Here is a 22,757-nt window from a genome sequence, read left to right on the forward strand (position 1 = left end):
GGCACCGGCGCGCGCACCACACGCTTGAGGTTGCCTCAAGGCTTCCATGAACGCCCCATCGAGCGACTCGCGAGCAGACGCCTCGTCAGAGCCGACCGGTTCAGATGAACTTGGCCTTCCCCGGGCCCTCCTCCACGAAGCTGCGCATCCCGCGCTCGCGGTCCTCCGTGGCGAACAGTCCCGCGAACCAGGTGCGCTCGACGGCGAGCCCGGTGTCGATGTCGGTCTCCAGGCCCGTGTCGATCGCCTCCTTGGCGGCGCGCAGCGCGATCGCCGGCCCCTGGGCGAGCCTCGCCGCCCAGGCGTGCGCGGCCTCGTAAACCTCGGCGGCCGGCACCACGCGGTCCACCAGGCCGAGCGCCAGGGCCTCGTCGGCCTTGACCTGACGCCCGGTGAAGATGAGGTCCTTGGCCTTGGAGGGGCCGATCAGCCGGGACAGCCGCTGGGTGCCGCCCGCGCCCGGGATGAGGCCGAGCAGGATCTCCGGCTGGCCCAGCTTCGCGTTGTCCCCGGCGATCCGGTAGTCCGCGCAGAGCGCCAGCTCGCAGCCGCCGCCCAGCGCGTAACCGGTGACCGCGGCCACCACCGGCTTGGGGATGCGGGCCACGGCGGTGAAGGAGTCCTGCAGCGCGCGGGCCCGCAGCACCATCGCCGCGTGGTCCATCACCTGCATCTCCTTGATGTCCGCGCCGGCCGCGAACACCTTCTCGCCGCCGTAGAGCACCACGGCGCGCACGTCCGCGCGGCGGGTGGCCTCCTCGGCGAGTTCCTTGAGCCGGTCCTGCGTGGCGACGTCGAGCGCGTTCATGGGCGGGCGGTCCAGGCGCAGCGTGCCGACGCCCTCGGCGACTTCCAGAGATACGGTCATGTCCCGCAGGTTAGCGGTCGTTCACGCGGGAGGCAGCACCGGTGTGCGTACCGGCGGACGGCGGGCGCCGCGCCCCCGCCGGGGGGCGCGGGGTGCCCGTCCTTACGCCTTCCACTCCTGCCACGACATGTTCCAGCCGTTGAGGCCGTTGTCGGGGGCGACGGTCTTCTCGTGGGCGTTCTTGACCAGGACCACGTCGCCGATCATCGAGTGGTTGAAGAACCAGGCGGCCGGTGTGGAGCTGTCGTAGCCGCCGCGCACGTCGCGCAGGCCGATGCAGCCGTGGCTGGAGTTGTAGTTGCCGAAGGCGTCGCCGCCCCAGTAGTTGCCGTGGGCGAAGGTGCCGGAGGTGGTCAGGCGGATGGCGTGCGGGACGTCCTTGATGTCGTACTCGCCGCCGTAACCGACGGTGTCGCCGTTCATCCGGGTCACCGACAGCTTCTCGCTGATGACCATGCGGCCGTTCCAGGTGTCGTAGCCTGGCTTGCCGGTCGTGACCGGGAGCGTCTTGACGGTCCTGCCGTCCTGCGTGACCTTCATCGTGTGCTTCTTGGCGTCCACGACGGACACCTGGTTGCGGCCGATGGTGAAGGAGACGGTCTTGGTCTGCTTGCCGTAGACGCCGGGCCGGCCCTCCACGCCGTCGAGGCTGAGCTTGACGGTGACCTTGGTGCCGGCCTTCCAGTAGTGCTCGGGGCGGAAGTCGAGCCGGTCGTTGCCGAACCAGTGGCCCTCGACGTCGACGGCCGGTTCGGTCTTGATCTCGATGGCCTTCTCGACGGCCTGCGGGTGCGTGATGCCCCGGGTGAAGTTGACGGAGAACGGCATTCCGACACCGACGGTGGAGCCGTCCTCGGGGGTGAAGTTGCCGACGAAGGTGTTCTTCGGCGTCAGCGTGGTGAAACTGGAGTCCTGGGCCGCCTGACGGCCGTCGGAGTCCTTCGCGACCGCGTGGACCGTGTACTTGGTCGAGGCCGCCAGGTGGGTGGACGGCGTCCAGGTGGCGCCGCCGCCGGTTATCTTCCCGGCTATCTCACCGCCCTTGGCGTCCTTGACGACGACCTGCGTGAGCGTGCCCTTGCTCGCGCCGACCTTCAGGGCGCCGCTGGTGTCGACGGACGTCGAGCCGTCCTTGGGCGCGATGGTGACGACCGCCTGCGACTGCTTGCTCTCGGCCCCGGAGCCCTTGCCCGTGCCCTGCCCGCTCTCCGTGCCGGAGTCGCCTCCGCCGCAGGCGCTGACCGCGAGGACCAGCGCGCCGGAGACCAGCGCCAGCATCCCCCTGGTCCCCCGCCGTCCGCCACCCGGTCCCCGTCGCCGGGCCGCCTCAACCGACGCCCCCGATATCGGCCGCATGTTCAAGTCCGTCTCCTCCCCCGGGCCGGTCTGCCCCGAGCCCCAGCGCCTACCGCGCACACCCGCGCATAGTAACCACAAGGTCAGGGGCAGGATGTCAGGCAATTGTCACTGTTCCGTCCCAAGTTCAACAGACTCCGGACACGCTCGTGGGCATGGCCCGCGGCCCGCCGCGCGCCGCTTCCGCGGGGCTTCCGGGATCACCTGGCGGCGGCCCCGCGGCTGTCGGCCTCGTGCGACCGCGGGTCCCCCGCCGCTGCCGGCCTCGTTCGACCGCGGCCCCCGCGGCTGTCGGCCTCATGCGACCGCGGGTCCCCCGCCGCTGCCGGCCTCACTTGACCGCGCTGCCCGCCTTCCAGTCCTCCCAGCCCATGTTCCAGCCGCCCAGGCCGTTGTCCGCCCGCACCGTCTTGTCCTTGCTGTGGACGATCTCGACGACGTCACCGACGAGACTGCGGTCGAAGAACCACCCCGCGGGAGTGTCGGAACCGCCGCCCTTGACGTCCTGCAGACCCACGCAGCCGTGGCTGACGTTGGCGCGGCCGAACGGGTCGGTCGTCGACCAGTAGTTGCCGTGCACGAAGGTGCCGGAGCCGGTGAGCCGCATGGCGTGCGGGACGTCGGGGATGTCGTACTCGCCGCCGAAGCCGACCGTCCGGCTGTTCATGCGGGTGACCTCCAGCATCTCCATCACCACCATCTTGCCGTTGTAGGTGGTGTGTTGCGGCGCCCCGGCCGTGATGGGCACGGTGGCCAGCAGCTCGCCGTCGCGGCGCACCTCCATCGTGTGCGCGGCGGCGTCGACCAGGGAGACCTGGCTGCGGCCGACGGTGAAGGAGAAGGTCTTGTGCTGGAGCCCGTAGACACCGGGGGCCGCCTGCACGTCCCGCAGGCGCAGGTCGACGGTGACCCGGGTGCCGGGGGTCCAGTAGTGCCGGGGGCGGAAGTCCAGGCGGTCCTTGCCGAACCAGTGCGGGCGGATCTCCACCGGCGGCTCCGCGGTCACCCGGACGGCGCGCTGGACGGCGGCGCGGTCGGCGATCTCCCGGCTGAACGCCAGGGAGACGATCATTCCGGTGCCCACGACGGCGCGGTTCTCCGGGGTGACGTAGCCGATGAAGCGTTCTCCGGGGACGTAGGTGGTGAAGGTGGTGTGCCGGGCCGAGCGGTGCCCTTCGCCGTCGACGGCCACGGTGTCCACCGTGTACTTGGCGGCGAGGGCGAGCCTGTCCTCGGCGGGCCGCCAGGTGCGGCCGTCGCGGGAGAGCCGGCCCGCCACCCGGGTGTCCTGCGCGTCCTGGGAGCGGACCACCTCGACCGACTCCAGGTGGCCCTCGACGACCCGCACCCGCAGTTTCGTTCCGGGCTTCACGTCCTTGCTGCCGTCCTTCGGCGAGACGCGGACGGGGCCCGCCGCCCGCGGGGCCCCGCCGGGGGCCGCGTCCGGGGCGTCCGGGCCGCCCGTGGTGCAGCCGGTGGCCCCGGCCAGTAGTCCTGCCCATGTCAGTACGGCGGCCAGCGCGGCCCCCGCGCGCCGTGCGCGCCGTTGTACGTGCCTCACGAGCTGCCCAACGACCGGCTCGCTCCCGGGAAACGTGAGTGCGAGCCGAGCGGTGGGCAGAACAGTGGGGAGGAGCATGCGCCCGGAAGCCGCGCCGGGAGGTGGCCGCGGGAGCGAACCGGAGCCGAACGAGCCGCACCAGCCGAAAAAAAGGGGCCGACCAGGTGTCCAGCGCAGCCGAGCAGGAGGCGGTGGCGGGCGGGCGCGCCACCGGGAACGGACGCACCGGGGCCGACGGGCGGACCGGGACGGACGGGCGGGCCGGTACCGACGTGCGGACCGGCACCGAAGGGAGGACCGGTACCGACGTGCGGACCGGCACCGAAGGGAGGACCGGTACCGACGTGCGGACCGGCACCGAAGGGAGGACCGGTACCGACGTGCGGACCGGTACCGAAGGGAGGACCGGTACCGACGTGCGGACCGGTACCGACGGGCGGGCCGGTGACGGGGCGCTCGCGTCCGGCGTCGTGACCGGTGCGCGGCGCGCCGCGCCGCCGCCCGCCGTGCCCGTGTGGCCGGGCGCGCCGACGCCGCTGGGCGCCCGCTTCCGGGTCGGACCTGACGGGGTGGCGGGGACCAACTTCGCCCTGTGGGCGGGCGGCGCGGAGGCGGTCGACGTCTGCCTCTTCGACGAGGCCGGCCGGGAGACGCGCGCGCGTCTGGGCGAACTGACGCATGAGATCTGGCACGGGTTCGTCCCCGGTGTGCTGCCCGGCCGGCGCTACGGCTTCCGGGTGCACGGCCGCTGGGACCCGTGGACCGGCGCGCGCTGGAACCCGGCGAAGCTGCTGCTCGACCCGTACGCCCGCGCGGTGGACGGCGAGTTCGCGCTGCCCCCGGAGGTCTACGGGCACGTCCGGGACTGGCCGGAGCAGCACGTCGCCGACACGGTGCGCGACGACCGCGACTCGGCGCCCTTCGTCCCCAAGGGCGTGGTCGTCCAGGACGACGACGACTGGTCGGACGACCGCCGACCCAAGACGCCGTGGGCGGACTCGGTCATCTACGAGCTGCACGTGCGCGGCTTCACCAAGCTGCACCCGGGCATCCCCGAGGAGCTGCGGGGAACGTACGCCGGTCTGGCCCATCCGGCGGCGATCGAGCACCTGGTGAAGCTGGGGGTGACGGCGGTGGAGCTGCTGCCGGTGCACCAGTTCGCGCACGAGGACCACCTGCTGCGCCGGGGCCTCGTCAACCACTGGGGCTACAACTCGATCGGCTACTTCGCCCCGCACGCCGCCTACGCCGCCTCGGGCACCACCGGGCAGCAGGTGGGCGAGTTCAAGCGGATGGTGCGCGCGCTGCACGCGGCCGGCATCGAGGTCATCCTCGACGTCGTCTACAACCACACCGCCGAGGCGAACGAGTACGGCCCGACGCTCTCCCTGAAGGGCATCGACAACCAGCGCCACTACCGCCTCGCGCCCGACGCCCGCCGGTACGCCGACTACACCGGCTGCGGCAACACGCTGAACGTCGTCCAGCCGCACGTGCTGCGCCTGATCACCGACTCGCTGCGCTACTGGGTGACCGAGATGGGCGTGGACGGCTTCCGTTTCGACCTGGCCGCGGCGCTGGCCCGCTCGCTGCACGACGTCGACATGCTCTCCCCCTTCCTCGCCGTCATCGCGCAGGACCCGGTGCTGCGCCGGGTGAAGCTGATCGCCGAGCCGTGGGACATCGGCTCGGGCGGCTACCAGGTGGGCGCGTTCCCTCCGCTGTGGGCGGAGTGGAACGACCGCTACCGCGACGCCGTACGGGACTTCTGGCGCCACGCGCTGCCGGACGTACGGGAGATGGGCTACCGGCTCTCCGGCTCCAGCGACCTGTACGCCTGGGGCGGCCGGCGCCCCTACGCGTCGGTCAACTTCGTCACCGCGCACGACGGTTTCACCCTGCGCGACCTGGTGTCGTACGACCGCAAGCACAACGAGGCCAACGGCGAGGGCAACCGGGACGGCACGGACGACAACCGCTCCTGGAACTGCGGGGCGGAGGGCGAGAGCGAGGACGAGCGGATCCGGGCGCTGCGCCGCAGGCAGCTGCGCAACCTGCTGACCACGCTGCTGCTGTCCACGGGCGTGCCGATGCTGGTCGCGGGCGACGAGCTGGGCCGCACCCAGCGCGGCAACAACAACGCCTACTGCCAGGACAACGAGATCGGCTGGCTGGACTGGACCCTGCTGGACGACCCGGGCTGGAAGGCGCTGTTCGAACTGACCTCCCGGCTGATCGCGCTGCGCCACCGGCATCCCGTACTGCGCCGCCGGGCGTTCTTCTCCGGGCGCGCGGCCTCGGCGGACGGGCTGCGGGACCTGGCGTGGTTCACCCCGCGCGGCACCGAGATGACGGAGGGCGACTGGTACGCCCCCGCCGCCACGCTGGGCATGTACCTGTCCGGCAGGGACATCCCGGGCCGGGACGCGCGGGGCGCGCCGGTCCTCGACGACAGCTTCCTCGCCGTACTGCACGCCGGGGAGCGTCCGGTGGACTTCGTCCTGCCGGGCCCGCCGTGGGCGGAGCGCTACGAGGTGGTGGTGGACACGGGCCGCGAGGAGCAGCGCGTGGCGCCCGGCGGGACGCGCCGGGCGGGGACTGCGATCACCGTGCCGGCGCGCACGGTCCTGCTGCTGCGCGTCACCGCCGGTTGACCGAGAAAAGTGTGAGTGGTTGACTACACCTATGAAGACGGAACGCCCCCGACAGCTGTCCACCGCCGAAGAGCGCCGCGAGACGGTCCTGCACACCGCCGTCGGCGCCTTCGCGGCCAAGGGCTACTTCGGCACGACCACGACCGAGGTGGCCAAGGCGGCCGGCATCTCCCAGGCGTACGTCTACCGGCTCTTCCCGACGAAGGAGGCCCTGTTCACCGCGGTCGTCGAGCGCTGCTTCGTCCGGGTGCGGGCAGCCCTGGAGGAAGGCGCCGCCCAGGCCGCGGGCAGTTCACCGGACGCGGTCCTGTCCGCCATGGGGGACGCCTACGCCAAGCTGATCAGCGACAGCGACCTGCTCCTCGTCCAACTGCACGCCCAGGCGGCGGCGGTCTCCGAGCCGGCCGTACAGGAGGTCGTGCGCACGGGCTACGCCCGCACGGTCGAGTACGTCCGGGGGGCCTCGGGCGGCGACGACCAGCAGGTCCAGCACTTCTTCGCCGTCGGCATGCTGTGCCACCTGCTGGTGTCCATCGACGCCGATTCCGTGGACGCGCCCTGGACGCGGACCCTGGCGACGGGCATCCGGCACTACTGACACCCGCCCCGCCCCTCGCCCTTTCCCCGGGCGGCCGTCGGGCTCACCACCGGCCCGACAGCCGCCCTCTCCCCCAACCATTCAGTGAGTGATCGACCACTCATGCAAGGCCTTCTCTCAGGCCACTCGAATACGCCGAAACGGAGCAGCCATGCGTGTCACCGAGATCGTCCTCCCGGCCGCCGGAGAGCCCGAGACCCTGGAGACCCGGGTGCGGGACCTGCCCGGGCCGGGTCCCGGACAGGCCCTGGTGCGCATCGAGGCCAGCGGCGTGACCTTCGCCGAACAGCAGATGCGCCGCGGCAAGTACTACGACATGCCCGCCTTTCCCTTCGTCCCCGGCTACGACCTCGTCGGTGTGGTCGAGGCCGCCGGCGAGCCCGTACCGGGGCAGCCGTCGCCCGCCCCGGGGCAGCGGGTCGCCGCGCTCACCAAGACCGGCGGCTGGGCCGACCACGCGCTGCTGGACGCCGCCGACCTGGTGCCGGTCCCCGACGGCGTGGACCCGGCCGAGGCCGAGACGCTCGTGACCAACGGCGCCACCGCCTGGCGCATGCTGCACCGCGCCGCGCGCGTGCGGCCGGGCGCCACCGTCGTCGTGCACGGTGCCAACGGCGGTGTCGGCAGTGTCCTGGTGCAGCTCGCCCGCGCCCACGGCGTACGGGTCATCGGCACCGCCTCCGCCCGCAACCAGGACGCCGTCCGCGCCATGGGCGCCCTCCCCGTCGACTACCGATCCGACGTCCTCGCCCAGGTGCGCGCCCTTGCACCGCGGGGCGTGGCCGCCGTCTTCGACCACGTCGGCGGCCCGGGCATCAAGGACTCCTGGCGGATGCTGGCCCCCGGCGGCACCCTCGTCTCCTACGGCAGCGCCGCCACCCGCGACGAACCCGGAAACGGCAGGATCCCGGTCCTCGCGCTGGTGGGCCGGCTGCTCGTGTGGAACACCCTGCCGAACGGCCGCCGCGCCCACTTCTTCAACCTGTGGGCAGGCAGGGCCAGGCGCCCCGAGCGCTACCGCGCCCGGCTGCGCGAGGACCTCGCCCACGTCTTCGAACTGCTCCGCGCGGGGACGCTGGCGGCCAGGGTCGACCGCGTCTACCCGCTCGACCAGGCCGCCGAGGCCCTGCGGTACGCCGAGTCCGGGTCCGTGGTCGGCAAGGTCGTCATCGCGCCGGGCGCTCCTGCCGTACGGTGACCCGGGCCGGCCAAGGCGAGGGCGACGGCGCAGGCGCGGGCGGGTCAGCCCAGGATGCCCCGGTCGTAGGCCGCCGCGACGGCCGCCGCCCGGTCCTTGACGCCCAACTTGGCGTACAGGTGGGTGAGATGGGTCTTCACCGTGGCCTCGCTGATGAACAGTTCGCGGGCGATCTCCCGGTTGGAGGTCCCGCGGGCGACCAGGACCAGCACCTCGCGCTCGCGGGCCGAGAGCGGTTCGCTGCCCGGGGCGGGGGCGCGGACCGCGGAGACCAGGCGGGAGGCGACGGCCGGGGACAGCACCGTACGGCCCTCGGCGGCGGCCCGCACCGCGGTGAACAGCTCCTCGCGCGGGGCGTCCTTGAGCAGGTAACCGGTGGCGCCCGCCTCGATCGCGGGCAGCGTGTCGGAGTCGGTGTCGTACGTCGTCAGCACGAGCACCTTCGCGCGGGCGCCGCGGCGGGTCAGCTCCCGGATCGCGTCCACGCCCGCGCCGCCCGGCATCCGCAGGTCCATGAGGACGACGTCCGGGTCGAGCGCGGCGGCCTTCTCCACCGCCTCGGCGCCCCCCGACGCCTCGCCGAGCACGGTGAACCCGGACGCGGCCTCGAACATGCCGCGCAGACCGTCCCGTACGACGGGGTGGTCGTCGACGATCAGCAGCGAGATGGACGGGTCATCGGTCATCACCCACCAACGGTACGCGAGCCGAGACCGCCGTACCGTGGCCGGGCTCGGACTCGACCGTCAGGGAACCCGCGATGCGTTCGGCGCGGGCGCGCATGCCGTCCAGGCCGAATCCGCCGGCGCGGGTGCGGGCGGGCACGGCGAGCGGGTCGAAACCCCGGCCGTCGTCGCGGATGTCCAGGGAGACCACGTCGCCCATGAAGGACAGGGTGACGCCGACCCGGGAGCAGCGGGCGTGCCGGACGGCGTTGGAGAGGGCCTCCTGGGCGATGCGCAGCAGCGTCGCCGAGACCTCGTCGTGCAGCGGCTGGGCGGTGCCGGTCACGGTGAAGTCGGCCCGGTGTCCGGTGCGTTCGCCCCACTGGGCGACGGTGCTCTTCAGCGCCTCCGGCAGCCCGGCGTCCGCCAGGTCCACCGGGGCGAGGTTGTGCACCGAGCGGCGGGCCTCGCCCAGGCTGTGCCGGGCCAGGTCCATGGCGCGGCCCACGTGCTCGCGGGCCGTCGCCTCGTCCGGTGCGGCGGACACCACCTGGAGCTGGGCGATGATGCCGGTCAGCCCCTGGGCGAGGGTGTCGTGGATCTCGGCGGCCAGGCGCCGGCGCTCGTCGGCGACACCGGCCTCGCGGGCCTGGACGAGGAGCTGGGCGTGCAGCGCGGCGTTCTCGTCGAGGGCCTGCTGCAACGCTGTGTTGGTGCGCTCCAGTTCGCAGATCGTGGCGGCCTGGGTGCGGGCGCGGGCCTGCTCCTGGTCGGCGTACCGGGTGAACAGGAGGACCAGGCCGGCGTTGGCGCCGAGCACCACGACGAAGCCGAACCAGAGGACCAGGCCGTGCGGCGGCATGCCGCCGATCTCGCTGCCGGCCATGGTGACGGCGGTCAGGCACAGGCCGGGCAGCACCAGCCGGCGCGGCAGTTGCCGGGCCGCGGTGTAGTAGCCGGTGACGGCGTAGAAGGCGAAGAACGGGTTGAGCCAGGTCAGGGCGAAGCCCACGGCCCAGCGCGCGAAGTAGAAACAGGCACTCGCCCGCCCCGGCATCGGCCGTTCGCGGGCCCAGCGCGACCATCCCGCCTGGAGGACCAGCGCGACGATCACCAGGACGACGGCGACGAAGATCTCACCCCGGGTCATGCCGACCGCGACGGCCGAGCCCGCCGCCGTGAGCACGGCCACGACGAGCAGGGCATAGGGCCCCCAGACGTCGAACGAGGCCCGGGGCTGCTTCCACTCGGCGGTCGTCGTGGCTGTGGTGTCCGGCATGGCCCCAGTGTCCGGCACGGCCCCTCTCGCGGGCACGGCCCCGGCATCGGGCATGAGGGAGGTCACTCCCAGCGGAACCAGCGGGCGGCGCCAGCGGTGAGCAGCACCGTCCACGCCACCAGCACGCCCAGGTGGGTCCAGCCCGGCCAGTGACCGGCGGCGGCCTGGTCCAGGGCCTGCGCGGCGGCGCCGAAGGGCGAGTACCCGACGATCCGGGCGAGCACGTGCGGCATGGACTGCACCGGCACCCACAGGCCCGCGCTGAACATCATCGGGAAGAGGACGGCGCTCCCGATCGCGCCGGCGATCTTCGTGGTGCGCGACAGCGCGGAGACGACCGAGCCCAGCGCGAGGGCGGCGCACACGGCCAGCAGCAGCGCGAGCGCGTAGCCGAAGGGCTGTTCGGGCAGGCGTACGCCGAAGGCGAGCCGGCCGACGGACAGGGCGAGCAGGGCCGACACCAGCGCGGCGCCCGCGAAGAGCACCATGTGCGCCGTGAGCAGGACGATCGGCCGGACCGGAGTGGCGGACATCCGGCGCAGGATGCCGCGCTCGCGGTAGCCGGTGAGGACCTGCGGCATGGCCTGCAGCCCGCCGAGGATCATGCCGAGCAGCACCGCGACCGGTACGTAGGTGTCGACGAGCCGCAGACCGCCGAGCCCGTCGTCGTGCTGCCGGAAGGACGGGATGGATCCGAGGATCACCAGCAGCAGGGTGGGGAACAGCAGGATCCAGAAGATCGCGCCGCTCTCGCGGCGGAACAGGCGGATCTCGGTGCGCAGTACGGCCGGGTTCAGTGCGCTGCTCATGCGGCGGCCTCCGTCAGGTCGAGGAACGCGTCGTCGAGCGTGGCGTCGCTGACGCGGAGCTGGTGGGCGGTGATGTGGTGGCGGGCGAGCAGGGTGATGACCGCGTTGACGGTGGTGTCGGTGCCGGACAGCGTGATCCGGCCGTCCTTGGACGTCACCGACGCCAGCTCGGGCAGGGCGTTCAGGTCACGCTCGTCCAGCGGTGCGGACGGGGTGAAGCTGATGACGGTGGCACCCGCCGAACGCCGGATCAGCCCCTGCGGGGTGTCCAGGGCGGCGACCCGGCCCCGGTCGATCACGGCGATCCGGTCGCACAGCCGCTGCGCCTCCTCCATGAAGTGCGTGACGAGCAGGACGGTGACGCCGCCCGCCCGGACGTCCTCGATGAGCTGCCAGGTGTCGCGGCGGGCGCGCGGGTCGAGCCCGGTGGTCAGCTCGTCCAGGACGACGAGACGGGGGTTGCCGACGAGGGCGAGCGCGATGAACAGGCGCTGTTTCTGGCCGCCGGACAGCTTGGCGAAGCGGGTGGTGAGCCTGCCGGTGAGGCCCAGGCGCTCGGCGAGCGGCGTCCAGTCGGCCGGGTGCGGGTAGAAGGAGGCGTACAGCTCCAGCGCCTCGCGGACGGTGAGCTTGGCCTGCAGCTCGCTCTGCTGGAGCTGGGCGCCGAGGACGCGGGCGACCTTCTCGTGGTCGGCGACGGGGTCGAGCCCGGTGACCCGGACCCGGCCCGCGTCGGGCACCCGCAGCCCCTCGACGCACTCCACGGTGGTGGTCTTCCCGGCGCCGTTGGGGCCGAGGATGCCGAAGATCTCGCCCTCCTCGACGGCGAAGGAGACGCCGTCGACGACGGCCCGGCCGCCGTAGGACTTGCGCAGTTCGCTGACTTCGATGACGGACATGGCATCAGGGTCGCGGTCGGCGGCGCCCGTGCACATCGCCCGACGCGCTCGAGGCGGCATCGGCCGATCGGTTGATGCGGCACTGCGACCGGACGGCGGCACGGGTCGGCCGACCGGGCGAAGGCACAGGTGGGGGCCGGGCGGCCGGGCCCGGGTCGGCCAAAACTCGGTGGGCGATGTCAGTGCCGGTCCGTAGTCTCCGAAGTGATGTCCACTACACCTGCCGCCGCCGAGGACCGTACCGACCCCGCGGGCCCTGCCGATCAGGGCGACCGCGCCGATCCCGCCGCCCGTGCCGCCCCGGCCGCCGGGCGGTCCGCCGTCCGCACACTGCTGCGCCTGTGGCCGTACGTACGCCCGGTGCGCACGCGGCTGTCCGTCGCCGCGTTCGTGGCGATCGTCGCCTCCTGCGTCGGGCTGGTGATCCCGCTCGTCCTGAAATGGCTGGTGGACGGTCCGGTCGCCGACGGGGACCGGGGCGGTGTGTGGCTGGGCGCGCTGTACCTGCTGCTGCTCGGCGTCGCGGAGGCACTGCTGTTCGGGCTGCGGCGGTTGCTGGTGGCGCGCCCGCTGGCGAACGTCGAGGCGGAGATGCGGGCCGGGCTCTACGGGCATCTGCAACGGCTGCCGGTCGCCTTCCACGACCGGTGGGCGTCGGGCCAGTTGCTGTCCCGGGGCACGACCGACCTGATGCTGCTGCGCCAGTTCCTCGCCTTCCCCCTGACGTTCCTCCTCGTCAACGGCGTGACCATCCTCGTGGGCGTGGTCATCATGCTGCTCCAGGACTGGACGCTGGGCCTGGTGATGCTGGCGCCCGCCGTGCCGCTGATCGTCCTGAGCGCCCTCTTCGAGACGCGGTACGCGCACGTGGCGCGGCTGGCGCAGGACCAGGTCGGGGACCTGACGACGGTGGTCGAGGAGAGCGTGCTCGGCATCCGCGTCATCAAGGGGTTCGGGCGGCACCGCACCCAGGCGCGCGCCTTCCGCGCGCTGTCGGCCACCCTGCGCGGCACGGAACTGCGCAAGGCGCGGCTGCTGGCCACCATCTGGGCGGTCATCATGTGCCTGCCCGAAGTGGCCATCGGGGCCACACTGGTGGTGGGCGCCGTGCAGGTCGCGGACGGCGGGCTGTCGGCGGGAACCCTGGTCGCCTTCCTCTCCACGGCCCTCGCCCTGCGCTGGCCGGTGGAGTCGATCGGTTTCCTGCTCGCGATGAGCCAGGAGGCGGCGACGGCCACCGAGCGGTACTTCGAGGTGCTGGACGCGGAACCGGAGTCCACCGGGCCGGACGGCGGGGCCGCGGACGGCGGCACCGGCGCCGAGCCCGCGGACGTGACCGGGCACGGCGGCAGCGGTGCTCCCGCCGCGGGCGCGGGCGGGCTCCGCTTCGAGAACGTCCGCTTCCGCTACCCCGACGCCCCGCCCGGCTCCCCGCCCCTCCTCGACGACGTCGACCTGCACATCCGTCCCGGCGAGTCGATGGCCCTGGTCGGCGCCACCGGGAGCGGCAAGACGACCCTGACGGCGCTCGTGCCGCGCCTGCACGAGGTGACATCCGGGCGGATCACGCTGGACGGCACCGACATCCGCGCGCTGGACCGGCAGGCGCTGCGCACCCTCGTCGCCGTCGCCTTCGAGGAACCCACCCTGTTCTCCGCGAGCGTCGGCGACAACGTTCTCATGGGCGCCGGCGAAGGGGCGGACGCCGGTGAACTGGACCGCGCGCTCGCCGTGGCGCAGGCCGAGTTCGCGCACGCCCTCCCGCAGGGCACCGGGACGCAGGTCGGCGAGATGGGCCTGAGCCTGTCGGGCGGCCAGCGCCAGCGTCTCGCACTGGCACGGGCGGTCGTGGGCCGGCCCCGCTTCCTCGTGCTGGACGACCCGCTGTCCGCGCTGGACGTGCACACCGAGGCCGCCGTGGAGGCCGCGCTGCGCCAGGTGCTCGCCGACACCACGGCCCTGATCGTGGCCCACCGCCCCTCCACGGTGCTGCTGGCCGACCGCGTCGCCCTGCTCTCCGGCGGCCGGATCACCGCGGTGGGCACCCACCACGAACTGCTGCGCACGAACGCCGAGTACGCCCACCTGATGGCGGGCGGGCAGACGCCGCGAGCGGCGCAAGAGGAGGACGACGACCGATGACGGCCCCCACCACGTCCGTCCCCGCCACCGGGGACGAGGAGGACCTGCCGCTCACCGCCGGCACCGGCGCCGGGGACACCGGCGACCCCTTCGACCGGGACGTGCTGCCCACTCCCCCGGGTGCCACGGCCGCGCTGCTGCGCTCGCTGCTGGCGCCGATGAAGGCCCGCGTGGCCGCCACCGCGCTCGTGCTGCTGCTCCAGCAGGCGGCCGTCCAGACGGGCCCGCTGCTGGTGGCGTACGCCATCGACACGGCCGTACCGGCGTTCCGCGGCCACGACCACGGGCCGCTGGTCGCGGTGGCCGTCGGCTACCTGCTGTGCGCGCTGGCCTCGGGCGGACTCCAGTGGGTGTTCATCGTGGCCGCCGCCCGGGTCGACCAGGACGTGCTGCTCGACCTGCGCGGCCGTATCTTCCGGCACGCGCAGGCGCTCAGCGTGGACTTCCACGAGCGCTACACCTCCGGCCGGCTGATCTCCCGTGCCACCACGGACGTGGAGTCGCTGCGCGAACTGCTCAACGAGGGCCTGCAGGAACTGATCACCGTCGTCCTGTCCTTCGTCTCCATCTCGGCGATGCTGCTCTGGCTCGACCTCGGGCTCGGCGCGGTCGCGGTGGCGTCGTTCGTGCCGCTGTACCTGCTGGTGCGGCTGTACCAGCGGCGCGCGGGGCGGGTGTACCGGGAGCGGTCCACGGCGATCGCCGCGGTGATCGTGAAGTTCGTGGAGACGATGAACGGCATCCGCCCGGTGCGGGCGTTTCGCCGGGAGCCGGCCAACGACGCCGCCTTCGCCGTCCTCAACCGGCGCCACGAGCGCACGAACGGCGACGCGCTCCTCGAAATGGCCCGCTACGTCGTCGGTTCCCGCCTGGTGGCGAACACGGCGGTCGCGGCGATCGTCCTGTGGGGCGCCTGGCGGGTGACGGACGGCTCGCTGGAGCTGGGTGTGCTGGCGGCGGCGGTGCTGTACCTGCGCCGCCTCTACGACCCGATCGACCGGCTCGGCATGTTCCTCAACTCCTACCAGTCGGCAGCGGCCTCCCTGGAGAAGATCGCGGGCCTGCTCGCGCAGACCCCGTCGGTGCCGGAGCCGTCGGCGCCGCGGCAGCTGCCGCCCCGGACGTCCGGGTTCCCCGGCCGCGAGGTGCTCTTCGACGGCGTCCGCTTCGCCTACCGCACCGGCGGCGAGGTGCTGCCCCGCTTCGACCTGACGCTCCCGGCCGGGCAGACCGTCGCAGTGGTCGGCTCCACCGGCGCGGGCAAGTCGACCCTGGCGAAGCTGCTGGCCCGCTTCTACGACCCGAGCGAGGGCCGGGTGCTGCTGGACGGCGTGGACCTGCGCGAGCTGGACGTGCCCGAACTGCGGCGCGGTGTGGTCATGGTGACGCAGGAGGCCTTCCTGTTCTCCGGGACGGTCGCCGAGAACATCGCCGTCGGCCGCCCCGAGGCGAGCCGCGAGGAGATCGAGCGGGCCGCGAAGGCGATCGGCGCGCACGACTTCATCAGCGCCCTGCCCGACGGCTACGACACCGACGTCCGCAAGCGCGGCGGCCGCATCTCCGCGGGTCAGCGCCAACTGGTCGCCTTCGCCCGGGCGTTGCTCGCCGATCCGGCGGTGCTGATCCTGGACGAGGCGACCAGCTCCCTGGACATCCCCGGTGAGCAGGCCGTGCAGCGCGCGATGACGACGGTCCTGCGGGGCCGTACGGCCGTGGTCATCGCCCACCGCCTGTCCACGGTGGAGATCGCCGACCGGGTGCTGGTGATGGAGCACGGCCGTATCGTCGAGGACGGCACCCCGGCCGAACTCGTCGCGGGGACCGGCCGGTTCGCGCACCTGCACCGCGCCTGGCGCGACAGTCTGGCCTGAGCGGACGGAGGGACAGCGGTGATCGACGCGCGCGCGGACCCGGGCACGCCCGACAGCCGGGGCGGCTGGTGGTACCTGTGGTGGCTGGTGACCCGCCAGCCGGGCCGGTCGGTCGCCGGAGCGGTGCTGGCCAGTGTCTGGATGGTGCTGCTCGCGGCGACGCCGTACCTGATGTCCCGGGCGGTCGACGACGGTCTCCAGAGCGGCGACACGGCCGCGCTGGCCCTGTGGTCGGGCGCGCTGTTCGGGGTCGGCGCCTTCAACGCCTGGCTGAGCATCCTGCGCCACCGCACGATGACGCGGGTGCGCATGGACGCCAACTTCCGCACGGTCAAGGTCGTCGTGGACCACGTGGTGCGCCTCGGCGCCGCCCTGCCGCGCCGGACCGACGCGGGCGAGGTCCTCACCATCGGCGTCGGCGACGTGCAGACGATCAGCCAGTGCCTGACCGTGGTCGGCCCCGGGGTGGGCGCGGTCGTCGTCTACGCGGTGGTGGCGGGGATGCTGCTGGCGGTGTCCGTGCCGCTCGCCGCGGTGGTGCTGCTGGGGGCGCCGCTGACCGTGCTGCTGATCGGGCCGCTCACCCGGCGGCTGCAGGGGGCCGAGGGCGAGTACCGGGAGCGGCAGGGCGTGCTCACCGCGCGGATCGGTGACCTCGCGGGCGGGCTGCGGGTGCTCAACGGGCTCGGCGGCAAAGGGCTGTTCGCGGACGCGTTCCGCCGGGACTCGCAGCGGCTGCGGGCCCAGGGCTACCGGGTGGGCGCGGTGACCAGCTGGCTGCAGGCGCTCGGCACGGGCCTGCCGGTGCTGTTCCTCGCGGTCGTGACCTGGCTGGCGGCGCGGCTGGCCGCCCAGGGGCGGATCACGGTGGGCGAGCTGGTGTCCGTGTACGGGTACGTCGCGGTCCTGGTGACCCCGGTGTCCTTCTTCGTCGAGGGGGGCTACCAGCTGAGCCGGGGCGTCGTGGCCGCGCGCCGGGTGGTCGAACTGCTGCGGCTGCGACCGGAGAAGGACACCGGCACCCTGCCCCCGCCCGCCGAGCCCTCGGCGCTGCACGACCCGGAGTCGGACGTCCGGGTGGCGCCGGGGCGGCTGACCGCGCTGGTCAGCGCCCGTCCCGCCGACGCGACGGCGGTGGTCGACCGGCTGGGCCGCTACGAACCGTCGGCGGTGACCTGGGGCGGGGTGCGCCTGGACGCGTACGCGCTCGCCGGGGTGCGCGAGCACATCCTGGTCGCCGACAACGAGGCGGACCTGTTCGCCGGCTCCCTGCGGGAGGTGGTGTGCGGCGCCCGGGACCGGGAGGCGGGCGAGGTGGCCGAGGCGGTGCGGGCGGCTGCCGCCGAGGACATCGTGCAGGGGCTGGCCGACGGCCTCGACACCGCCGTGGCCGCGCAGGGCCGCAGCCTGTCCGGCGGGCAGCGGCAGCGGGTGCGACTGGCCCGGGCGCTGCTGGCCGGTCCGGAGGTGCTGCTGGCCGTGGAACCGACCTCCGCGCTCGACGCGCACACCGAGGCGGCGGTGGCGAAGCGGCTGCGGCAGGCGCGCACCGGCCGCACGACGCTCGTCACCACCACGTCGCCGCTGGTGCTCGACCACGCGGACACCGTGCAGTACCTGGTCGACGGCAAGGTCGCGGCCACGGGCCGCCACCGTGAACTCCTCGACACCGAGCCGGGATACCGGGCGCTCGTGGCACGCGACGCGGAGGAGTCCGGGGAGGAGAGCCGGGAACGGCGGACGGTGCGGGAGCCGGTGGAGGGGACCGTGGAGGAGCCTGCGGGGCGGGGCGCGGGCGAGGGCGCGCAGGAGGCCGTGCGATGACGGTGGACGACGCCGCGGACGGCAGGCTGCCGGTCGCCGGGCCCGTGGACGTACGGCGGGCCGCGCTGCGGCTGGTCGGGGCCGAGGGGCGAGCGTTCTCGGCCGTCCTCGCCCTGAACGTGCTCGCCGCCGGAGCGGGCCTGGCCGGTCCGTGGCTCCTCGGCCGGATCATCGACCACGTACGCGCGGGCGGCGGCGTCGGCGGCGTGGACCGGCTGGCCGTGGGCATTCTCGCGGCGGCGCTGGCGCAGCTGCTGCTGGCCCGCTGGGCCCGTTACGCGGCGCACCGCTTCGGCGAGCGCACGCTGGCCCGGGTGCGCGAGGAGTTCGTCGACCGGGCCCTGGCCCTGCCCGCGTCGGTGGTCGAGCGGGCCGGCGCCGGTGACCTGACCACGCGTGGCACCGCGGACGTGACCGCCGTCGGCACCACGCTGCGCACCGTGGGCCCCGAACTGCTCGTGAGCACCGTGCAGGCGCTGTTCGTGCTGGCGGCGGTGTTCCTCATCGACCCGCTGCTCGGCGCCGTCGGCGTCCTGGCGCTGGCCCCGGTCGGATGCGCGGTGCGCTGGTACCTGCGCCGGGCCAGGGACGGCTACCTGCGCGAGGGCGCCGCCGTTTCCGACATCGCCGAGGTCCTGGCGGCGACGGCCTCCGGCGCGCGTACGGTCGAGGCGTACCGGCTGGCCGGGCGGCGGGTCGCGGCCGGCCGGGACGCGCTGGAGACCTCGCTGCGCACGCGGCTGTACACCCTCTTCCTGCGCAGCGTGTTCTTCCCGGCGGTCGAGGTGTCGTACGTGCTGCCCGTGGCCGGGGTGCTGCTGGTCGGCGGGGCGCTGCACGCGCGGGGCGCGGTGACGGTGGGCGCGGTGGTGGCCGCCGCGCTGTACCTGCGGCAGTTCACGGAACCGCTCGACCAGATCCTGATGCACATCGAACTGCTGCAGAGCAGCGGCGCCTCCTTCGCCCGCGTCGAGGGCCTGGCCCGGGCGCCCCGGACCGCCACGGCGCAGGCTCCCGCTCCGGCGGACGACCGCATCGACGTGCGGGGCGCCCGCTACGCCTACGAGCGCGGCGGCGAGGTGCTGCGCGGGGTGGACCTCACGGTGCGGCCCGGTGAGCGGCTGGCCGTGGTGGGGCCCTCCGGGGCGGGCAAGTCCACGCTGAGCAGGCTGCTGGCGGGCGTGGACGCGCCGAGCGCGGGGGCGGTGACCGTGGGCGGGGTGCCGGTCGCCGCGCTGGAACCGGAGCGGCTGCGCCGCCAGGTCGTCCTGGTGACCCAGGAGCACCACGTGTTCCTGGGCACGGTCCGCGACAACCTGCGCATCGCCGAACCGGAGGCTTCGGACGGGCAGTTGTGGTCGGCGCTGGGTGCCGTCGGCGCCGACGTCTGGGTGCGGGAGCTGCCGGACGGTCTTGACACCGGGCTGGGCGCGGGCGGCCACCCGACCGACGGCGCCCGGGCCCAGCAGCTCGCCCTCGCCCGGGTGGTGCTGGCCGACCCGCACACGCTGATCCTGGACGAGGCCACCGCGCTGCTCGACCCGTCGACGGCCCGCCACACCGAGCGCGCCCTGGCGGCCGTGCTCCGGGGCCGTACGGTCATCGCCATCGCGCACCGCCTGCACACCGCGCACGACGCCGACCGGGTGGCCGTGATGGAGGACGGCCTGCTCACCGAAGTGGGCACCCATGACGAGCTGGTGGCGTCGGGCGGGGCGTACGCGGCGCTGTGGCACACGTGGCACGGGGATGCGGACGGGACCGGGGACGAAGCCGGGGAATCGGAGGGGGCCGGGGACGAAGCCGGGGATGCGGAGGGGGCCGGGGTCGGAGCCGGGGATGCGGTGGGGGACGGCGTGCGGGCCTGAGCCTGCGTCAGGGCAGTTTCGGCGGGGTCCAGTCGGCGTGGCGGAGTACGGCCCGCATGGTGGCGCCGGAGGGGGCCAGCCGGAGCGCGCCGTCGCGGGCGGCGATCGCCAGCGGATGCGTGAGCCGCTGGCCCATCCGGCCGGCCTGGCGGGCGGCGCGGGCCACGGCCTGGCTGCGCGGGCGGCGTTCGGCGTCGTAGCGGGCCAGCGCCCGCCCGAGGACCGGTTCGGCGGCGAGGGCGACGGCCAGGGTGACCGCGTCCTCCAGTGCCTGGCAGGCGCCCTGGCCGAGGTGGGGGGTCATGGCGTGGGCGGCGTCGCCGAGGAGGGCGACACGTCCCACGGTGTAGGAGGGCAGCGGGACGGTGAGTTCGTGGATGTCGTGGTGCAGGACGGCGTCGGGCCGGGTGGCTTCGAGCAGCGCGGGGACCGGGTCGTGCCAGCCGGTGAACCGGCGGCGCAGCGCGGCGAGCGGGTCGGCGGGGCGCACTCCGGGCGGTGAGTTGAGCACGGCGTGCCATTCCGCGCGGCCGTCGCGGAAGGCGATGTGCCCGAACTCGGCTCCCCTGCCCCAGGTCAGTTCGAAGTCGGTGCGCAGGTCCACCGGGTGCTCGGTGACGGCGCGCAGGACGGTGGAACCGCTGTAGGCGGGACCGGGGTGGTGCGGGAACAGCAGGCCGCGCAGCCGGCTGCCGACACCGTCGGCGGCGACGACGAGGTCGGCGTCGAGGGCCCGGCCGACGCGTTCGGCGCGGCGGGCGCTCTCACCACCGTCCCCGCCACCGCCATCGCCCCCGTCCCCGTCGTCCTCCCCGCCGCGGTCCAGGAGGACCCGTATCCGCCCGCCGTCGGTGTCGTCCACGGACGTCACCTCCGTCCCGGTGCGCAGGCACCCCGGCGGCAGGGCGGCGCGCAGGGCGCGGTGCAGCTCGGCTCGGGGGATGCCGACGATGGGGGTGCCCAGCTCCCGTTCGAGGGCGGCGCCGTCCATCCTGGCCAGCCACCGGCCGTCGGGGGTGCGGGTGCCCCCGGTGTACTGCGGCCGGGCGGCGGCGCGCACCGCCTCGCCGACGCCGAGGGCGTCCAGGGCACGCATGCCGTTGGCGTGCAGGGAGATGCCCGCCCCGACGTCGGCGAGGACCGGGGCGCGTTCGGCGACCACGACCTCCCAGCCCGCCGCGCGCAGGCCGATCGCCGCGGCCAGCCCGCCGATGCCCCCGCCCACCACCGCCGCTGTACCGCCCATGCCGACCCCTTCCCCCGCACCGGGCACCCGCGCCCCGTGCTTCTACATCTGTAGAAGAAGCGTACGCCTCCCCTCTACAGGTGTAGAAATAGGGGGTGTCCAAGCCCACCGACCGCCGTACCGTCCTCGCCGACGCGGCCATCGCCGTCCTCGCGCGCCACGGGGTGCGCGGGCTGACCCACCGCGCCGTCGACCGGGCGGCCGGCCTCCCCTCCGGCACCACCTCCGCCTACTACCGCACGCGCCGGGCCCTGCTGACCGCACTGGTCCGCCGCCTGGTCGCCCTGGACCAGGCGGAACTCCAGGAGGCGGGGCAGCGCACTCCGGTGCCGCGCCACCCGGAGGACCTGGTGGCGGGCATCGCCGCCCTGTCCGCACAGCGCCTGACGGGAGAAGGCCGGGAGCGCTCGCTGGCCCGTTACGCGTGCGCGATCGAGAGCGTGCACCACCCCGAGCTGCGCGAGATCCTCACCCCGCGCGAGAACACGGCACGGGAGGCCGTACGCGCCTTCCTGACCGCGCGGGGCGTTGCGGAAGCGGACGCCGACGCCCGCACGATCACCCTGCTCACCTGCGTGGACGGCCTGGTCTTCGACCGCTTGGTGAACGGCGGGACGGTGTCGCCCACCGACATCCGCGCCCTGGTGGCGGGTGCGCTGCGCCCCGAGCCCCCGGCGGATGCGCGGCGGTGAGGGGCCCCGCCCGCCCGACGGGGCACAATCCCCGGCATGGCTGTCATCCACCGCACCACCGTCAAGCCCACCAAGCTCGAACTGCTCACCGCCTGGCTGCCCACCCGCCCGTGGTACGCCGGCTCGCCCGCACCGGAGTTGACGAAGACGGGCGGCTTCCGCCTCGACGACCCCAACGGTGAGGTCGGCATCGAGTTCATGGTCGTCAACGACGCCTCCGGCCCCCGCCCCGCCACCTACCTGGTGCCCCTCACCTACCGCGCCGCCCCGCTAGACGGCGCGGAACACGCCCTGGTCGGCACCATGGAGCACGGGGTGCTGGGGCCGCGCTGGGCGTACGACGGCTGCCACGACCCGGTCCTCATCGCCCAGTTGGCGGCCCTGATCGACGGCCGGGCCGAGCCCCAGGCGCAGAGCGTCAGCGACACCCCCGACCGCGAGATCACCCGTTCTCACACCGCCCCGGCCCCGGTCCCCGCCGCCTTCACCACGGCCGACGACACCGCCCGGGCGACGGAACTGACCGCAGGCGACGGCACGTTGCTCCGTCTGCACCGGGTCCTGACCCCCGCCCCGGGCGACGGCGCACCGCTCCCGCCGACGACGGCGGCCGGCCACGTGGCGGGCCCCTGGCAGCAGCCGGACGGCTCCCGTGCCCGGGGGGTGTTCGCGGTGCTGCACACCGGCGCCCGGGACTGAGGCGCCCGGGCATCCGTACGGGTGTGCCCCGGCCGGACGGCGGACGCCCGTACGGACCCGTACGCGCCCAGGAGCCGGTCGGCGAGCCGCTGCACCATGCGGGGGCGGTCTTCGCGCTCGCGTTCTCCCCCGACGGCACCCTGCTGGCCACCGGCGACGGCGACCGGGCGGCACGGCTGTGGGACCCGGCGACGAGACGAGCCGTGGAGCAGCCCACCGGCCATCAGGGCGCGGTCTTCGCGCTCGCGTTCTCTCCCGACGGCACCCTGCTCGCCACCGGCGCCGGCGACCGGGCGGCACGGCTGTGGATGACCCCGGTGGCGGCCCGCCGCACGGCCGCCACGAACGGCGGTCGAGCTTCGGCGGCGTACCCGGCCCCCCGCCCGGTGCCGTCGCGCCGGCACCGGGCCGCCCCAGGGGCGGAAATGGGCTGTCCAGCGCAGCGCCCAAGGCACTAGCATGCCGGAGGCCGTGACGCGAGGTGAGGAGGTGAGTCCCGTGAACGCTGTATCCGCATGGGTGCTCCCT

18 protein-coding genes are annotated in these 22,757 nt (G+C 74.2%); 10 read left to right on the forward strand and 8 right to left on the reverse strand.

Annotation, left to right across the window (positions count from 1 at the left end; translation table 11 throughout):
• Window positions 1-100 precede the first annotated feature (100 nt).
• The 3 genes from AB0G56_RS29225 to AB0G56_RS29235 form a co-directional block, all read right to left on the reverse strand.
• Window positions 101-868 (reverse strand): enoyl-CoA hydratase/isomerase family protein, encoded by a 768-nt coding sequence (locus AB0G56_RS29225; RefSeq protein ID WP_360974778.1) that lies wholly within the window; start codon window positions 866-868, stop codon window positions 101-103.
• A 102-nt stretch (window positions 869-970) separates the two neighbouring features.
• Entirely contained in the window at window positions 971-2,224 is a 1,254-nt protein-coding gene (locus AB0G56_RS29230) for an Ig-like domain-containing protein (RefSeq protein WP_360974865.1), read from the reverse strand.
• A 331-nt stretch (window positions 2,225-2,555) separates the two neighbouring features.
• Window positions 2,556-3,785, reverse strand: coding sequence for an Ig-like domain-containing protein (locus AB0G56_RS29235; RefSeq protein WP_360974781.1), 1,230 nt, complete (start codon window positions 3,783-3,785; stop codon window positions 2,556-2,558).
• Window positions 3,786-4,255: 470 nt separating this feature from the next.
• Here AB0G56_RS29235 and glgX point away from each other — a divergent pair, with 470 nt between their 5' ends.
• The 3 genes from glgX to AB0G56_RS29250 all read left to right on the forward strand — a co-directional run bounded on the left by glgX (window position 4,256) and on the right by AB0G56_RS29250 (window position 8,235).
• Window positions 4,256-6,439, forward strand: coding sequence for a glycogen debranching protein GlgX (gene glgX / locus AB0G56_RS29240; protein WP_360974868.1), 2,184 nt, complete (start codon window positions 4,256-4,258; stop codon window positions 6,437-6,439).
• A gap of 31 nt (window positions 6,440-6,470) precedes the next feature.
• Complete coding sequence (locus AB0G56_RS29245) at window positions 6,471-7,037, forward strand: TetR/AcrR family transcriptional regulator (protein ID WP_360974784.1); 567 nt, start codon at window positions 6,471-6,473, stop codon at window positions 7,035-7,037.
• Window positions 7,038-7,188: 151 nt separating this feature from the next.
• Window positions 7,189-8,235 (forward strand): medium chain dehydrogenase/reductase family protein, encoded by a 1,047-nt coding sequence (locus tag AB0G56_RS29250; RefSeq protein ID WP_360974787.1) that lies wholly within the window; start codon window positions 7,189-7,191, stop codon window positions 8,233-8,235.
• Window positions 8,236-8,279: 44 nt separating this feature from the next.
• Here AB0G56_RS29250 and AB0G56_RS29255 read toward each other — a convergent pair whose 3' ends face one another.
• From AB0G56_RS29255 to AB0G56_RS29270, 4 genes are all read right to left on the reverse strand, one after another.
• The gene (locus tag AB0G56_RS29255) at window positions 8,280-8,921 is read right to left on the reverse strand and encodes a response regulator transcription factor (protein WP_360974790.1); all 642 of its coding nucleotides are present in this window, start codon (window positions 8,919-8,921) and stop codon (window positions 8,280-8,282) included.
• Complete coding sequence (locus AB0G56_RS29260; RefSeq protein WP_360974793.1) at window positions 8,911-10,179, reverse strand: sensor histidine kinase; 1,269 nt, start codon at window positions 10,177-10,179, stop codon at window positions 8,911-8,913. The genes AB0G56_RS29255 and AB0G56_RS29260 overlap by 11 nt, the downstream gene beginning before the upstream one ends.
• Before the next feature lie 62 nt (window positions 10,180-10,241).
• Window positions 10,242-10,988, reverse strand: coding sequence for an ABC transporter permease (locus tag AB0G56_RS29265; protein WP_360974796.1), 747 nt, complete (start codon window positions 10,986-10,988; stop codon window positions 10,242-10,244).
• Window positions 10,985-11,887, reverse strand: coding sequence for an ABC transporter ATP-binding protein (locus tag AB0G56_RS29270; RefSeq protein WP_360974799.1), 903 nt, complete (start codon window positions 11,885-11,887; stop codon window positions 10,985-10,987). The genes AB0G56_RS29265 and AB0G56_RS29270 overlap by 4 nt, the downstream gene beginning before the upstream one ends.
• Before the next feature lie 207 nt (window positions 11,888-12,094).
• On the opposite strand from AB0G56_RS29270, the gene AB0G56_RS29275 reads away from it, so the two are divergent.
• From AB0G56_RS29275 to AB0G56_RS29290, 4 genes are read left to right on the forward strand one after another with little or no spacing between them, the layout of a single operon-like run.
• Complete coding sequence (locus AB0G56_RS29275) at window positions 12,095-14,029, forward strand: ABC transporter ATP-binding protein (protein WP_360974802.1); 1,935 nt, start codon at window positions 12,095-12,097, stop codon at window positions 14,027-14,029.
• Complete coding sequence (locus AB0G56_RS29280) at window positions 14,026-15,900, forward strand: ABC transporter ATP-binding protein (RefSeq protein ID WP_360974805.1); 1,875 nt, start codon at window positions 14,026-14,028, stop codon at window positions 15,898-15,900. The genes AB0G56_RS29275 and AB0G56_RS29280 overlap by 4 nt, the downstream gene beginning before the upstream one ends.
• 18 nt (window positions 15,901-15,918) lie before the next feature.
• The gene (locus AB0G56_RS29285) at window positions 15,919-17,724 is read left to right on the forward strand and encodes an ABC transporter ATP-binding protein (RefSeq protein WP_360974808.1); all 1,806 of its coding nucleotides are present in this window, start codon (window positions 15,919-15,921) and stop codon (window positions 17,722-17,724) included.
• Complete coding sequence (locus AB0G56_RS29290) at window positions 17,721-19,592, forward strand: ABC transporter ATP-binding protein (protein ID WP_360974811.1); 1,872 nt, start codon at window positions 17,721-17,723, stop codon at window positions 19,590-19,592. The genes AB0G56_RS29285 and AB0G56_RS29290 overlap by 4 nt, the downstream gene beginning before the upstream one ends.
• A gap of 7 nt (window positions 19,593-19,599) precedes the next feature.
• Here AB0G56_RS29290 and AB0G56_RS29295 read toward each other — a convergent pair whose 3' ends face one another.
• Complete coding sequence (locus AB0G56_RS29295; RefSeq protein WP_360974814.1) at window positions 19,600-20,838, reverse strand: FAD-dependent monooxygenase; 1,239 nt, start codon at window positions 20,836-20,838, stop codon at window positions 19,600-19,602.
• A 95-nt stretch (window positions 20,839-20,933) separates the two neighbouring features.
• On the opposite strand from AB0G56_RS29295, the gene AB0G56_RS29300 reads away from it, so the two are divergent.
• Genes AB0G56_RS29300 through AB0G56_RS29310 form a run of 3 tightly spaced genes read left to right on the forward strand, consistent with a single transcriptional unit; the run spans window position 20,934 to window position 22,687 of the window.
• Window positions 20,934-21,530 (forward strand): TetR family transcriptional regulator C-terminal domain-containing protein, encoded by a 597-nt coding sequence (locus tag AB0G56_RS29300; RefSeq protein ID WP_360974817.1) that lies wholly within the window; start codon window positions 20,934-20,936, stop codon window positions 21,528-21,530.
• Between the two features lie 36 nt (window positions 21,531-21,566).
• Window positions 21,567-22,229 (forward strand): 1,4-alpha-glucan branching protein, encoded by a 663-nt coding sequence (locus tag AB0G56_RS29305; RefSeq protein WP_360974820.1) that lies wholly within the window; start codon window positions 21,567-21,569, stop codon window positions 22,227-22,229.
• Between the two features lie 23 nt (window positions 22,230-22,252).
• Window positions 22,253-22,687: a hypothetical protein gene (locus AB0G56_RS29310; protein ID WP_360974823.1), complete on the forward strand. Its 435-nt coding sequence runs from the start codon at window positions 22,253-22,255 to the stop codon at window positions 22,685-22,687.
• Window positions 22,688-22,757 lie beyond the last annotated feature (70 nt).

The organism is Streptomyces sp. NPDC021356, assembly GCF_040641015.1.
GTDB lineage: Bacteria > Actinomycetota > Actinomycetes > Streptomycetales > Streptomycetaceae > Streptomyces.

What these genes read in the sequence shown, in the direction of transcription:
- AB0G56_RS29265 (WP_360974796.1), bottom strand. Translation starts at nt 10,988, where the DNA reads ATGAGCAGCGCACTGAACCCGGCCGTACTGCGCACCGAGATCCGCCTG.
- AB0G56_RS29230 (WP_360974865.1), bottom strand. Translation starts at nt 2,224, where the DNA reads ATGCGGCCGATATCGGGGGCGTCGGTTGAGGCGGCCCGGCGACGGGGA.
- AB0G56_RS29305 (WP_360974820.1), top strand. Translation starts at nt 21,567, where the DNA reads ATGGCTGTCATCCACCGCACCACCGTCAAGCCCACCAAGCTCGAACTG.
- AB0G56_RS29225 (WP_360974778.1), bottom strand. Translation starts at nt 868, where the DNA reads ATGACCGTATCTCTGGAAGTCGCCGAGGGCGTCGGCACGCTGCGCCTG.
- AB0G56_RS29260 (WP_360974793.1), bottom strand. Translation starts at nt 10,179, where the DNA reads ATGCCGGACACCACAGCCACGACGACCGCCGAGTGGAAGCAGCCCCGG.
- AB0G56_RS29295 (WP_360974814.1), bottom strand. Translation starts at nt 20,838, where the DNA reads ATGGGCGGTACAGCGGCGGTGGTGGGCGGGGGCATCGGCGGGCTGGCC.
- AB0G56_RS29280 (WP_360974805.1), top strand. Translation starts at nt 14,026, where the DNA reads ATGACGGCCCCCACCACGTCCGTCCCCGCCACCGGGGACGAGGAGGAC.
- AB0G56_RS29275 (WP_360974802.1), top strand. Translation starts at nt 12,095, where the DNA reads ATGTCCACTACACCTGCCGCCGCCGAGGACCGTACCGACCCCGCGGGC.
- AB0G56_RS29245 (WP_360974784.1), top strand. Translation starts at nt 6,471, where the DNA reads ATGAAGACGGAACGCCCCCGACAGCTGTCCACCGCCGAAGAGCGCCGC.
- AB0G56_RS29255 (WP_360974790.1), bottom strand. Translation starts at nt 8,921, where the DNA reads ATGACCGATGACCCGTCCATCTCGCTGCTGATCGTCGACGACCACCCC.
- AB0G56_RS29290 (WP_360974811.1), top strand. Translation starts at nt 17,721, where the DNA reads ATGACGGTGGACGACGCCGCGGACGGCAGGCTGCCGGTCGCCGGGCCC.
- AB0G56_RS29250 (WP_360974787.1), top strand. Translation starts at nt 7,189, where the DNA reads ATGCGTGTCACCGAGATCGTCCTCCCGGCCGCCGGAGAGCCCGAGACC.
- AB0G56_RS29270 (WP_360974799.1), bottom strand. Translation starts at nt 11,887, where the DNA reads ATGTCCGTCATCGAAGTCAGCGAACTGCGCAAGTCCTACGGCGGCCGG.